Here is a 13,510-nt window from a genome sequence, read left to right as displayed (position 1 = left end):
TGAGGTGGACGTGCAGCCGCGGGAGCCGAGGCAGGAGATCCGCTTCTGCCGTGCGCCCGACGGGGTGCGCATCGCGTATGCCGTGCACGGCTCGGGTCCGCCGATGGTGGTGGACTCGTGCTGGCTGAGCCACCTCCAGTACGACTGGCAGTCCCCCGTCTGGCGGCACTACCTGACCGAGTGGGGACGCGACCACACGGTCATCCGGTTCGACGAGCGTGGCCACGGACTGTCGGACCGTGGCGTCACCGACCACAGCCTCGAGGCCCGGCTCGGCGACCTCGAGGCCGTCGTCGACGATGCCGGACTCGAGCGGTTCGCGTTGCAGGCCATGGCCCAGGGCGGGCCGGTGGCGATCGCCTACACGGCCAAGCACCCAGAGCGTGTCTCGAAGCTGGTGTTCTACGGCAGCTACTGCGGCCAGCAGTCCAAGGACCCGACCGAGGCCGAGATGAACGACACTCTGGACGCCCTGATCAAGGTCGGCTGGGCCCGCCCGGACTCGGCGTTCCGCCGGGTGTTCACGTCGCTGATGATTCCGCGCGCGACGGAGGAGCAGCACACCTGGCTCGACGAGCTGCAGCGGGTCGCCACCGATGCCGAGACCGCCCGTACCTCACGGCGGCAGCGGCTCGCTGCGGACAGCAGTGCGTTGATGGGCCGGCTGGACGTGCCGACCCTGGTCATCCACTCCCGCGGTGACCGGATGAACGACTTCCAGGAGGCCCGCTACCTCGCCGGCGGCATCCACGGAGCGCGGCTGGTCGCCCTCGAGAGCGACAACCACATCGTGCTCGAGGACGAGCCGGCGTGGCCCGTCTACTGCGAGCAGCTGCGTGACTTCCTCTCTCCCGACGCGTCGCTGCGTACCGCGATGCCCGCCGGCCCCGACCGTCTCGACCAGCTGTCGACGCGGGAGGTCGAGATCCTGCGCCTCGCCTCCGAGGGGATGGACAACGACGACATCGCCGCCGCACTGACCCTGAGCGTGCGCACCGTGGAGCGGCACCTCAGCAACGTGTACGCCAAGCTCGACCTGCACGGCAAGTCCGCCCGCACGGCAGCAGTCGCGCGCCTGCTCACCCGGGCCTGACGGCATACACGCAGCTCAGGCGCCCCGCAGATGGGTGCATCCACCGATGTTCGCGCCCTCGCACCGGTCCTACCTTCGAGCGTGCAGGGCAACCAGAGCGAAGGGGAACAGCGATGACAACCCAGACATCAGGCACGGGCATCACCGACACCGACGAGGACCGCGCCCTCAAGGCCAGGCACAGCGCCATGTGGGCGCTGGGCAACTACCCCGCCGTGGCCGCCGACATCATCGGCTCACTCGGCCCGATCGTGGTCGACGCAGCCGGGATCACGGCTGGCCACCGCGTGCACGACGTCGCGGCCGGGTCCGGCAACGTCGCCATCCCGGCCGCGCGGACGGGAGCCCACGTGACCGCCACCGACCTGACCCCCGAGCTGCTCGAGAAGGGGCGGCAGGACGCCGAGGCCGAGGGGCTCGCGATCACCTGGCGGGTGGCGGACGCCGAGCACCTGCCGTTCGGCGACGGCGAGTTCGACGCGGTCACCTCGTGCGTCGGCGTGATGTTCGCCCCGCACCACCAGCTGGTGGCCGACGAGCTGGTGCGCACCTGCCGTCCGGGCGGCACGATCGCCCTGCTGAGCTGGACGCCGGAAGGCTTCATCGGGCAGATGTTCGCTGCGATGAAGCCGTATGCCGCGCCGCCGCCTCCCGGGGCGCAGCCCCCGCCGCTGTGGGGGCACGTGGACCACGTCCGCGAGCTGTTCGGCGAGCGGGTGGAGGGCCTGACCGCACGTCAGCAGGACCTCGTCGTGGACCAGTTCGCGACACCGGAGGAGTTCCGCGACTTCTTCAAGACCAACTACGGCCCGACCATCGCGGTCTACAAGGCCATCGCGGACGACCCCGACAAGGTCGCTGCCCTGGACCGCGACCTCGTCGCCCTGGCCCAACGGTTCGACCGCGGGGACGGCCATACCGTGCTGGACTGGGAGTACCTGCTGGTCACCGCCCAGCGCGTCTGAGGCCCGCCCGCAACGCGGTTCGAGGTATTCCGCTACCGGGATCCGGTGGCGGAATACCTCGAACGCGAGGGAGGAACGGGGGGGTAGGGGTGGATCAGGCGGTGCGGACCGGGCGCCGGTTGCGCAGCTTGCGGCGCACCTGCTTGCCGATCGCCTGTGCGGCGATGCCCACGCGGTTGCGGCCGGGCTCCGGGTTGGGCAGCGACAGGGCGATGACCTGGCCCCACGCGGACGCGACCTGCTTGTACAGCGGCCCGGTCGTGTACGTCAGGCCGTAGCGCTCGCAGATCTCCTGCACCCGCGGGGCGATCTCGCCGTAGCGGTTGCTCGGCAGGTCGGGGAACAGGTGGTGCTCGATCTGGTGGCTCAGGTTGCCGGACATGATGTGCAGCGCCTTGCTGCCCGAGATGTTGGCCGACCCGAGCATCTGGCGCAGGTACCACTCGCCACGGCTCTCGCCCTCGATGGACGCGCGGGCGAAGGTCTCGACGCCCGAGGGGAAGTGGCCACACATGATGATCGAGTGCGTCCAGACGTTGCGGACGAAGTTGGCCGTGGCGTTGGCAGCCATCGTGTGCAGGAACGACGGGCCGGACAGCAGCGGGTGGAGCAGGTAGTCCTTGCGCGCCTGGCGCCCGACCTTTCGCAGCACCGTCTTGCCGTTGCGGCGGAAGGTCTCCTTGTCGCCGCGGCCGGCGAGCTGCTTGCCGATCTCGAGGTCGTACGCCGCGATGCCGTACTGGAAGAAGCACATGTTGAGGAAGTTGTAGATCGGCTGGCCGAGGTAGGCCGGCATCCAGCGCTGGTCCTCGTCGACGCGCATGATGCCGTAGCCGAGGTCGTTGTCCTTGCCGATCACGTTCGTGTACGTGTGGTGCAGCTCGTTGTGGCTGTGCTTCCACAGCTCGGCCGGGGTGGCGCTGTCCCACTCCCACACGGTGGAGTGGATCTTGGGGTCGCGCATCCAGTCCCACTGGCCGTGCAGGATGTTGTGGCCGACCTCCATGTTGTCGAGGATCTTGGCCACGGACAGGCCCGCGGTGCCGAGGATCCAGGCCGGGGGGAAGATCGAGAACAGCAGCACCGCGCGCGAGGCGAGCTCGATCTTGCGCTGCACGTCGATGACCTTGCGGATGTATGCCGCGTCCCTGGCGCCGCGCGAGTCCAGGACTCCCTGACGGAGCTCGTCGAGCTCCATGGCCAGGGCCTCGACGTCCTCGGCGGTCAGGTGCGCGGTCGGGTCGGCCTTGCCGGAGCGCTTCGGCACGTGCCGGCGCTCGGCGATGGCCGTCGACAGGCGGCTGTTCGGGGCCCGGGTCGCGGTGCGCACGGAGGGCGTGCCGGGTGCCTTGGGGGTGGAGGCAGCCGAGCCGTCGATGGTGAGGTCAAACTTCTCTGCGGTGGCAGTCATGTCGTCTCCTAGAGGTCGATCTCGCAGTGGCCGGCAGCGGCCGACACACAGGTCTGGATGCGGATGCCGTCGCCCTTGGCGGCAATGGTGAGGTCGCCACTGCGCAGGTCGCGCACGGCACCCTCCTTCAGGGGCACGACACAGCCGAAGCAGATGCCCATCCGGCAACCGGACGGCATGAGGACCCCGGCGGCTTCGCCGGCGTCGAGGATCGGGGTCGAGCCGTCGGCATCGACGGTGATGCGCTGCGTGCCGAAGGTGACGGTGCCACCCTCACCCTCGGCGATGATGACGGGGCGGAAGCGCTCGGTGTGCAGCCGGTCGCTGATCTCGGCGTCGGCCCAGGCTGCCTCGAACGCGTCGAGCATGCCGGTGGGGCCACAGGCCCAGGTCTCGCGGAAGCGCCAGTCGGGCACGAGCTCGTCGAGCGAGTCGGTGCCGACCATGCCCTGGCTGTCGGTGTGCCGCTCGACGAGGCGGATGCGGCCGGCTTCGGCCCACTCCCGCAGCTCGGCGGCGAAGATGACGTCGGCCTCGGTGGGCGCGGAGTGCACGACCACGACGTCCCGCAGCTCGTCGAGGTGGTTGCGCAGCATCCCCATCACGGGGGTGACGCCCGATCCCGCGGTGACGAACAGCGCGCGGGCCGGACGCAGGGACGGGAGCGTGAAGTCGCCGGTGGCCTGGTCGAGGTGGACCAGCGTGCCGGGCTGGAGCGCCCGCACGATGTGGTTGCTGACCTTGCCGTCCGGGATGGCCTTGACGCAGATCGAGATGATCCCGTCCTCGGCGGTCACCGGGGAGGTCAGCGAGTAGGCACGCCAGTTGCGCACTCCGTCGACGTCGACGCCGATCCGGATGTACTGGCCGGGCACGTGGCCGGCCCAGGCGCGACCGGGCTTGATGCGCACCGTCACGGCGTCGCGGGTCTCGGGCGTCACCGACACGACACGACCACGCAGGTCGGCGCCGGCGCGCAGGGGGGCGATCAGGTCGAGGTAGTCATCGGGCAGCACGGGGGTGACGACTGCCTCGGCGACTCGCCGGAGGACCGTGCGCAGGGACGGCCGGGGTCTCGTGGACCCGGGCGTCGTGCGGAAGGGGATAACTGCGGTCATGTTTCCACTATCAGGCCTCAGGTAGGGTAATTTCCTGACCGCAGCGGGTGAGACTTTCGACAGTTATTGTTCGCAAAGGATAAAATGCCATGGTGACTACGGCGAGTGGGACAGCGGCTGAGCACGCGGCGGAGCTCAGCATCCCCGCAGCGGTGCAGAGCGAGCTCAAGCGGGCACTCCCCCAGGTGGCGGCGGATGCCGTCCAAGCCATCATCGTCGAGGTCCCGAGCTACGCCGAGGCCCGCGACTACCTCGTGGGCAACATCGAGTCGGCCGTGCAGGTCGCCCTCGGCAGCTTCCTGACGATGGCCGCCCGGTCCGACGACCCCAGCTCGCCCCTGGGGCCCGCCCGCCAGGCGTCCTACGCCCTGGGCCGGGGTGAGGCGCGCAGCGGCCGGAGCATGGACGCCCTGCTGTCGGCCTACCGGATCGGCGCCCGGGTCTCGTGGCGCGAGCTCTCCGCCGTGGGGGTGAAGGCAGGCATGTCCGCGCCCCTGCTGGCGCAGTTCGCCGAGCTGGTCTTCGCCTACATCGACGAGCTATCCGCCGCCAGCGTCGCCGGTCACGCCGACGAGCTCGCCACCGCGGAGCGCAGCCAGGAACGCCGGCTCGAGCGACTGGCCCTCGACCTGGTGCGGGGCGCTTCCGACGAGGTGACCACCCGCCGGGCGGAGCGTGCCGACTGGGCGCCGCCGACGACGGTCACCGTGCTGCTGGTCCCCGACGAACGGCTGCACCAGGCCCGGGCGCTGGTGGACCCGCGGTCGCTGTTCCTCAGCGAGGACCTGCCCGACCTGGCCGCCTCCGAGGACTTCGTCGCACTGCTGGTGCCCGACCTGCGGGCGCCCGCGCGGCGTCGGTTGCTGCGGTCCCTGCGCGACTACGGGTGCGTGTTGGGACCGGCCAGGCCCTGGCTCCAGACGGCGTCCTCCTACCGTCGCGCGCTCCGCGCCGCACGCCTGGTGGCGGCCGAAAACCCCACGCACGCAACGGCATACGACACCGACGCGCACCTGGCCGAGCTCGTCCTGAGCGCCGACCCCGAAGCCCTCGGCGACCTGAGGGCACGCATCCTCAAGCCCCTGGACGACCTGTCGCCGTCCGCCCGCGAGAAGCTCGTCGAGACCCTGCGGCTGTGGCTGCTGCTGGGCGGAAGGCGCGAGGCCGTCGCGGCCGGGTTGTTCGTCCACCCGCAGACGGTCCGCTACCGCATGGGCCAGCTCCGCGAGCTCTTCGGCGACGACCTCGACGACCCGCTCGTCGTCCTCGACCTCGTCATGGCGCTGGGCGTTCCCGCCGCGCAGGAGACGGGCACGCCCTAGGCTCAGCGCCTTCGCACCAGGGAGGTGGCATGTCAGTCCCCGCAAAGCGCGCACGCCGACTCGGCGGGCTCGAGCTCGCCACTGTCGTGCTCGACCCGGACAGCTGGGTGTCGTGGGACGGTCCCGTCCGCGACGTGGCGCCGGAGGGCTCGGCGTATGCCGCGGAGCTCGCCGCGGCCCGGGAACGCTCTGGTGCCGACGAGGCCATCATCACCGGCGAGGGACGCATCCGGGGGCGCCGCGTCGCCCTCATCGCGGGTGAGTTCCGCTTCTTGGCCGGGTCGATCGGCAGCACCGCAGCCGAGCGGGTGGTGCTCGCGTTCGAGCGCGCCCGCCGCGAGGAGCTGCCTCTCTTCGCCGCACCCTCGTCGGGTGGCACCCGGATGCAGGAAGGCACGCCCGCCTTCGTCGGCATGGTCAAGATCAGCGCCGCCTGCGCGGAGTTCAAGGAGGCCGGACTCCCCTACCTCGTCTACCTGCGGCACCCCACGACCGGTGGCGTCTTCGCCTCGTGGGGTTCGCTGGGACACGTCACCGTGGCCGAGCCCGGTGCGATGATCGGGTTCCTCGGCGCCCGGGTCTACGAGGCGCTCTACGACCACCCGTTCCCCGAGGGCGTCCAGACGGCCGAGAACCTCTTCGACCACGGACTCATCGACGCGATCCTGCCCGTCGAGGCGCTCGCGGAGGTGGCCGACCGGGCCCTGACCGTGCTGACCGGGCCCCGACAGGACCTCCCCGACGTCCCCGAGGTGCCCAAGGAGCAGCTCCCCGACACCCCGGCCTGGGAGTCGATCACCCGCTCGAGGCGGACCGACCGGCCGGGGGTGCGCGCCCTGCTGCGGCTCGGCGCGACCGACGTCCTCCCGCTGCACGGCACCGGGCAGGGTGAGTACGACCCCGGGATGCTGATGGCCCTGGCTCGGTTCGGTGGCGCCCCGTGCATCGTGCTGGGTCAGGACCGGGACCGCCAGACTTTCGACGAACCGTTGTCCCCCAAGGGACTTCGCGTGGCCAGGCGGGGCATGAAGCTGGCGCACGAGCTCAAGCTGCCCCTGGTCAGCATCATCGACACCGCCGGCGCCGCCCTGTCCAAGGAGGCCGAGGAGGGCGGGATGGCCGGCGAGATCGCCCGCTGCCTCGCCGAGCTGGTCATGCTCGACGCGCCCACCGTCTGCGTGCTGCTCGGCCAGGGCACCGGGGGCGGCGCGCTGGCGGTCATGCCCGCAGACCGGGTGATCAGCGCGCAGCACTCGTGGCTGTCGCCGCTACCTCCCGAGGGCGCCTCGGCCATCCTGCACCGCGACACCAGCCACGCCCCGGAGCTCGCCACCAGCCAGCGGGTGCGCTCCCTCGACCTGCTCCGCGCCGGGATCGTGGACCGCATCGTCGCGGAGCACCCCGACGCGGCCGACGAGCCCGAGGACTTCTGCCGAAGGATGTCGCAGGCCATCCAGCACGAGCTGGCCACCCTGGCGCGCGAGGACCCGGCCGCCCGCCTGGCCGCCAGGCTGGAGCGGTACCGACGCCTGGGCTGAACCGGCATACATCTGCCAAGGCGGCACCCGCCATTGGGCAGGTCCTGCCAACGTCATCGGCCGCCGCGCATCCCTAGGCTCGCCGCACGACGACGAACGGAGGTGGCATGCGGGTCCTGATCGCGCTCGGCGGCAACGCCATGACCGGTCCTGACGGCAGCGCCACCCCCCAGGCCCAGCGAGAGGCCATCGGGCGGGCCATGGCTCACGTCGCCACTGTCGTCGCGGCCGGCCACGAGGTCGTGCTCACCCACGGCAACGGTCCGCAGGTCGGCAACCTGCTGGTCAAGAACGAGCTCGCCGCGCAGGTCGTCCCGCCGGTGCCGCTCGACTGGTGCGGGGCCCAGACGCAGGGAACGATCGGCTTCACCATCCTCGACACCCTCGAGCCCGCCCTCGCGACGCTCGGGCAGTCCCACCCGGTCGCGGCACTCGTGACCCGCACGCTGGTGGATCCGGACGACCCCGGGTTCGCCACGCCGACCAAGCCGATCGGCCGGTTCCTGCCCTACGACCAGGCCCGACCGCTCATCGAGCACGGCGAGACCTGGGAGGACCGCGGCGAGAAGGGATGGCGCCGCGTCGTGGCCTCCCCCGAGCCGGTCGAGGTCCTCGAGACCCACACCCTGCTCACCCTGCTGGGCGCCGGCTACGTCGTCGTCGCCGCGGGTGGCGGCGGGATCCCTGTGGTCCGTGACGCCGACGGCACCGTCCGCGGCGTCGAGGCGGTCATCGACAAGGACCTCACCGCCGCCGTGCTCGCCCGCGCCATCGGCGCCGACGCACTCGTCATCGCCACCGACGTGGAGAACGCGGTGCTCGACTTCGGGACCCCCCGGGCCCGACCGGTCGGCCGCGTGACGCTCGCCGAGATGGAGGCGTATGCCGCGGACGGCCAGTTCGCCTCGGGGTCGATGGGGCCCAAGGTCGAGGCCGCCCTGAGGTTCGTGCGCGAGGGCCACGGGCGCAGCGTCATCACGGCCCTCGACCGCATCGCCGACGCCCTCGGCGGCGAGGTGGGCACCGTGGTGACTGCGCCGCACACCGAATCGTCAACAACCGCACAGTCGTCAGGAAGGTAACTCCCGTGCCCGAGCCCATTGAGGTCCGCAAGGTCCCGATCCACAGCGTGTCCGACGCGAGCGAGCTGGCCAAGCTCATCGACGACGGGGTGATGGAGGCGAGCCGCGTCATCGCCATCATCGGCAAGACCGAGGGCAACGGCGGGGTCAACGACTACACCCGGATCATCGCCGACCGTGCGTTCCGGGAGGTGCTGGTCGCCAAGGGCGCTCCCGCCGAGCAGGTGAAGCAGGTGCCCATCGTCTGGTCCGGCGGCACCGACGGGATCATCAGCCCGCACGCGACGATTTTCGCCACCGTCCCGGCCGACCAGGCGGAGCAGTCCGACGAGGCCCGCCTGACGGTCGGGTTCGCGATGAGCGAGCCGATCCTGCCCGAGGAGATCGGCTACACCGGCATGATCAGCAAGGTCGCCGATGCGGTGAAGGTCGCGATGGAGCGTGCGGGGATCACCGACCCGGCCGACGTGCACTACGTGCAGACCAAGACCCCACTGCTGACCATCCACACGATCCGTGACGCCGAGTCGCGCGGCAAGTCCGTCTGGACCCACCACACCCACGAGTCGATGGACCTCTCGAACGGCACCACCGGCCTCGGCATCGCCGTCGCCCTTGGCGAGATCGAGATGCCGACGAACGAGGACGTGATGAACAACCGCTCGCTCTTCTCCGCGGTCGCGTCCTGCTCGTCGGGTGTCGAGCTCGACCAGGCGCAGGTCGTGGTCGTCGGCAACGCCAAGGGCATCGGCGGTCGCTACCGCATCGGCCACTCCGTGATGCGCGACGCGCTGGACGCCGACGGGATCTGGGCGGCCATCAAGGACGCCGGACTCGACCTGCCCGAGCGCCCGCACACCAGCGACATCCAGGGCCGGCTCGTCAACGTGTTCCTCAAGTGCGAGGTCAGCCAGGACGGGGCCGTGCGAGGTCGGCGCAACGCCATGCTGGACGACTCGGACGTGCACTGGCACCGGCAGATCAAGTCGGCCGTGGGCGGGGTCACCGCCTCCGTGACCGGCGACCCGGCGGTGTTCGTCTCGGTGTCGGCGGCCCACCAGGGGCCCGACGGCGGTGGCCCGGTGGCCGCGATCGTCGACCTCGGCTCAGGTGAGCCGACCGGGTACCGCGCGCCGACCACCTGAACCCCGGCACAGCGCCGCCTCACCCTGTCGCCGGACATTCCCCGCCCGGCGACAGGGTCAGGCGGCGCTGTGTCTGGTGGCTGCTGTGTCTGGTGGCTGCTGTGCCCAGCGGCTGCTGTGACTAGTGACTGAAGTGGCGGGTGCCGGTGAAGTACATCGTCACGCCGGCAGCCTCGGCCGCGGCGACGACCTCCTCGTCGCGCACCGACCCGCCGGGAGCGACGACCGCTCGCACGCCCGCGTCGAGCAGCACCTGCAGCCCGTCGGCGAACGGGAAGAACGCGTCCGAAGCCGCCACCGCACCCCGCGCCCGGTCGGCGCCGTCGGTGTTCGCACGTGAGACCGCCAGGTGGCACGAGTCCACCCGGTTGACCTGACCCATGCCGATGCCGACCGAACCGCCGTCCTTGGCGAGCAGGATCGCGTTGGACTTCACTGCACGCACCGCCCGCCACGCGAACTGCAGGTCGGCCAGCGTCGCCTTGTCCGCGGCCGCGCCGGCCACGAGCCGCCAGTGCGAGGCGTCGTCACCGCCCGGCGCCGAACCCTCGACGACGGCGTCGATCCGGTCGGGGACCTGCACCAGCAGGCCACCACTGATGGGGCGGGTCTCGATGGGGTCGCGGTGCGCTGCCAGGTCGGCGGGGAGCTGCAGCAGGCGACGGTTCTTCTTCTCCCGCAACACCTCCAGGGCGTCAGCGTCGAAGGACGGAGCGGCGATCACCTCGCTGAAGGTCTCGTTCGCGGCCAGCGCCATCGCCTTGGTCACCGGGACGTTGGTCGCGATGATGCCGCCGTAGGCGGACACGGGGTCGCAGGCGTGCGCCGCGGCATACGCCTCCTCGACATTGGCGCCCACGGCGATGCCGCACGGGTTGGCGTGCTTGATGATCGCCACGGTCGGCTGGTCGCCGTGGTCGTGGGCAGCGCGGACGGCGGCATCGGTGTCGATGTAGTTGTTGTAGGACATCTCCTTGCCGTGCAGCTGCTCCGCCGAGGCAACCCCGGGCCGCCAGTGCGTGTAGAGGGCTGCCGGCTGGTGCGGGTTCTCCCCGTAGCGCAGCACGTTGGCGCGCTGGAACGTCGCACCCGTCCACGCCGGGAAACCGGTGCCGTCGCTGGTGTCCGCGTACGTGTTGCCCATCCAGTTGGCCACCGCGGTGTCGTAGTCCGCGGTGTGCACGAAGGCCTGCGCGGCCAGCCGCTTGCGCTCCGTCAGGGAGAACCCGCCGGCCGCGACGGCCGACAACACCGCCGGGTATGCCGCGGGGTCGGTGATGACCGCGACGCTCGGGTGGTTCTTGGCTGCGGCCCGGACCATGGAGGGTCCGCCGATGTCGATCTGCTCGATGACCTCGTCGGGGCTGGCCCCGGAGGCGACGGTCTCGCGGAAGGGGTAGAGGTTCACGACGACGAGCTCGAACGGCTCGACCTCGAGCTCGGCGAGCTGGGCGAGGTGGTCGGCCTTGCGGGTGTCGGCCAGGATGCCCGCGTGCACGCGCGGGTGCAGGGTCTTGACGCGGCCCTCGAGGCACTCGGGGAAGCCGGTCAGGTCCTCGACCTTGGTGACCGGGAGGCCGAGACCCTCGATGAGGGCCGCCGACCCGCCGGTCGACACGATGGCGACGCCGGCCTCGTGCAGTCCCCGCGCCAGCTGCTCCAGCCCCGTCTTGTCGTACACGGAGACCAGTGCCCGGCGGATCGGGCGCCGCTGCAGGTCGGTTGCGCCCTCGGCTGGGCGGTCGGCGGCCTGGTCGGTTGGGCGCTCGGCTGGGCGGTCGGCGGTGTGGTCGGTCGGCTGCTGGCTCACGGGATGCTGGCCTTCCCCTCGGAGACGGTGATTCCTTCGCGGGCTGCGCGGCCCACGATCTGGACGAGCAGCGGGTGCTCGACAGCTTTGATGCGCTCGTGCAGGGTGTCCTCGGTGTCGTCCCCAGCCACGTCCACCGTGGCCTGGGCGAGCACTGGTCCGGTGTCCACCCCGGCGTCGACGACGTGCACGGTGCACCCCGTCTGCGCGGCCCCGGCGGCGAGCGCGTCGCGGACCGCGTGGGCGCCGGGGAACGCGGGCAGCAGGGCCGGGTGGGTGTTGACCACGGTCCAGCGACCGAGGACCGCTGGGCCGAGCAGCTTCATGAAGCCGGCCGACACCACGAACGCAGGGTCGTGCTCGCCGATCAGCTCGGCGAACGCGGCATCCCAGTCGGCGCGCGAGGCGAAGTCCTCGACCCGGCACACGAGGGTGGGGATGCCCGCAGCCTCCGCACGACGCAGACCCTCGATGCCCGCGCGGTCCGCGCCCACGGCGAGGATCCGCACTCCGTAGGCAGGATCGGCTGCGGCGTCGATGAGGGCCTGGAGGTTGGTGCCGGACCCGGAGACCAGGACGACGATCCCGGTGGGCTCAGGCGAAGTCACCCGGGAGACGATACCGAGGCGCGAGCCCCGACCCGCACCCGCGTCCACGCCTCCGTCAGCGGCGGAGCTTCCAGCGGTCCCAGGCCAGGACCAGCGAGGCCCCGATGCCGAGCTCGACGAGCAGGGCCAGCGTCATGAGGCCCGCAGGCGCCCCGATGTGGGACAGCCGCGCGACCCCCAGCGAGCTGCCGCCCAGCATGTCCAGCAGGCCCAGGGTCCCGGCCGCCACGAGCACGGCCGCGCCGGCGACCGTCAGCTTGGTGCGTTCGGTCGACAGCCGCGCGACCGCACGCAGCGACCGCCATCCGACGAGGGCGCCGACCGCGACCGGCAGCAGCACCACGACGGGCAGCACCCCCGGGAAGGCGCCCGGCTGGGGCAGTGCACCGAAGACCGGAACCATCGGCAGCAGCGAGGTGCGGCTGCCGGTCCAGGTCGCCGACGCGCCCTGCACGGCGGAGAACCCGGTCCCGGCGACGAACGACACCGCCCACAAGGCCAGGTTCGGCAGCACGGCGAGCTGGCCGAGGGTCAGGACCACGCCACCGATGAACCCGGGAGCCAGCTCGCCCTGGAGGTGGCTCACCCGGTCGAAGTGCAGCACGACGAACAGCACGCACAGCACCATGGCCGCACCGAGCAGGGCGCCGGCCCCCTCCAGACCCGGCCGCAGGGCACGTCGGACCGCGTCGGGCAACCATCGCGGTCGACCGAGGCCGGGTCCGGCCAGCTCGGGACGCCGCGTGACGAGCCTGGCCAGGGCGATGGCGGCCGACAGGGCCGGAACCCCCAGCACGGGCAGGACCAGCGTCCACACGACGGGACTCGGACCCGCCAGGAAGGCGATGAGCACCCACAGCAGCGCGCACGCGGCATACCCGGCGGTCCAGGCGCCCAGCGCGAGGGCTAGCGGTCGGTGCACGGTGTCCCCGACGAGACGGATGGTGCGCGCCTCGGCGGTCTCGCGCGCGGCACGCATCGCGGCCCACGATCCGATGGCGACGTTGACCGCGAGGGCGAGCAGCGGGACCACGGTGACCTGGGCGATGCCCACGCTCAGGTGGGCACCGCAGGCGAGCAGCCACAGGCTGGCCCCGACCCCCAGCGAGCTGGTCCAGGACACGGTGCTCTCCGGCGCGGCCACCCAGACCAGAAGGGCCGGCAGGACGAACACCGAGGCGGAGCCGGCGGCCGCCAACGCTCCAGCCAGCATGGCCCGCCGGTGCTCGACGAGGCCGGGCCCGCCGTCGGTCGACACGGTTCCCCCACGCAGCATTTCCATCACAGTCATCGCTGCTCCATCGTCGCCGAACCGGTCGTCGCAGCCCGCGTGCAACGCCGAGCAGCGCGCAGAAATGTCCGAACGCGCCGCAACCCAACCTCGCGCGAGCGCGTCTGCTGCGGTGTGATGGCCACAG

11 protein-coding genes are annotated in these 13,510 nt (G+C 71.6%); 6 read left to right on the top strand and 5 right to left on the bottom strand.

What is annotated here, in order from left to right; translation table 11 throughout:
• Positions 1 to 4: 4 nt before the first annotated feature.
• Positions 5 to 1,093: an alpha/beta fold hydrolase gene (locus BJ986_RS10095; protein ID WP_337795114.1), complete on the top strand. Its 1,089-nt coding sequence runs from the start codon at positions 5 to 7 to the stop codon at positions 1,091 to 1,093.
• Between the two features lie 113 nt (positions 1,094 to 1,206).
• Positions 1,207 to 2,058 carry a class I SAM-dependent methyltransferase gene (locus BJ986_RS10090; RefSeq protein ID WP_179421860.1) on the top strand — a complete coding sequence of 284 codons (852 nt, stop codon included), beginning with the start codon at positions 1,207 to 1,209 and terminating at the stop codon, positions 2,056 to 2,058.
• Positions 2,059 to 2,152: 94 nt separating this feature from the next.
• Here the strand turns inward: BJ986_RS10090 and BJ986_RS10085 are convergent, their stop codons facing one another.
• Positions 2,153 to 3,469, bottom strand: a complete 1,317-nt coding sequence (locus BJ986_RS10085) for a fatty acid desaturase family protein (protein ID WP_179421859.1) — start codon at positions 3,467 to 3,469, stop codon at positions 2,153 to 2,155.
• 8 nt (positions 3,470 to 3,477) lie between these two features.
• On the bottom strand, positions 3,478 to 4,587 hold the full coding sequence (locus tag BJ986_RS10080; protein WP_179421858.1) for a ferredoxin reductase: 1,110 nt from the start codon (positions 4,585 to 4,587) through the stop codon (positions 3,478 to 3,480).
• 89 nt (positions 4,588 to 4,676) lie between these two features.
• Here BJ986_RS10080 and BJ986_RS10075 point away from each other — a divergent pair, with 89 nt between their 5' ends.
• The 4 genes from BJ986_RS10075 to bar all read left to right on the top strand — a co-directional run bounded on the left by BJ986_RS10075 (position 4,677) and on the right by bar (position 9,674).
• The gene (locus BJ986_RS10075) at positions 4,677 to 5,909 is read left to right on the top strand and encodes a PucR-like N-terminal domain-containing protein (RefSeq protein WP_179421857.1); all 1,233 of its coding nucleotides are present in this window, start codon (positions 4,677 to 4,679) and stop codon (positions 5,907 to 5,909) included.
• Between the two features lie 29 nt (positions 5,910 to 5,938).
• Positions 5,939 to 7,447 (top strand): acetyl-coenzyme A carboxylase carboxyl transferase subunits beta/alpha, encoded by a 1,509-nt coding sequence (locus tag BJ986_RS10070; protein WP_179421856.1) that lies wholly within the window; start codon positions 5,939 to 5,941, stop codon positions 7,445 to 7,447.
• Between the two features lie 107 nt (positions 7,448 to 7,554).
• Positions 7,555 to 8,529 (top strand): carbamate kinase, encoded by a 975-nt coding sequence (locus BJ986_RS10065; RefSeq protein ID WP_179421855.1) that lies wholly within the window; start codon positions 7,555 to 7,557, stop codon positions 8,527 to 8,529.
• A 5-nt stretch (positions 8,530 to 8,534) separates the two neighbouring features.
• On the top strand, positions 8,535 to 9,674 hold the full coding sequence (bar, locus tag BJ986_RS10060) for a barbiturase (protein WP_179421854.1): 1,140 nt from the start codon (positions 8,535 to 8,537) through the stop codon (positions 9,672 to 9,674).
• Between the two features lie 121 nt (positions 9,675 to 9,795).
• On the opposite strand, the gene purH is transcribed toward bar, so the two are convergent.
• The 3 genes from purH to BJ986_RS10040 all read right to left on the bottom strand — a co-directional run bounded on the left by purH (position 9,796) and on the right by BJ986_RS10040 (position 13,383).
• Positions 9,796 to 11,391: a bifunctional phosphoribosylaminoimidazolecarboxamide formyltransferase/IMP cyclohydrolase gene (gene purH / locus BJ986_RS10055; RefSeq protein WP_179423733.1), complete on the bottom strand. Its 1,596-nt coding sequence runs from the start codon at positions 11,389 to 11,391 to the stop codon at positions 9,796 to 9,798.
• Positions 11,392 to 11,480: 89 nt separating this feature from the next.
• A complete protein-coding gene (purN, locus tag BJ986_RS10045) occupies positions 11,481 to 12,092 on the bottom strand; it encodes a phosphoribosylglycinamide formyltransferase (RefSeq protein ID WP_337795112.1) in 612 nt (203 codons plus the stop codon).
• 55 nt (positions 12,093 to 12,147) lie between these two features.
• Positions 12,148 to 13,383, bottom strand: a complete 1,236-nt coding sequence (locus BJ986_RS10040) for a cell division protein PerM (protein WP_179421853.1) — start codon at positions 13,381 to 13,383, stop codon at positions 12,148 to 12,150.
• Positions 13,384 to 13,510 lie beyond the last annotated feature (127 nt).

The sequence above is a fragment of the Pedococcus badiiscoriae genome (assembly GCF_013408925.1).
In the GTDB taxonomy this organism is placed as follows: domain Bacteria; phylum Actinomycetota; class Actinomycetes; order Actinomycetales; family Dermatophilaceae; genus Pedococcus; species Pedococcus badiiscoriae.
This window is presented reverse-complemented; position numbering and strand designations above follow the sequence as displayed.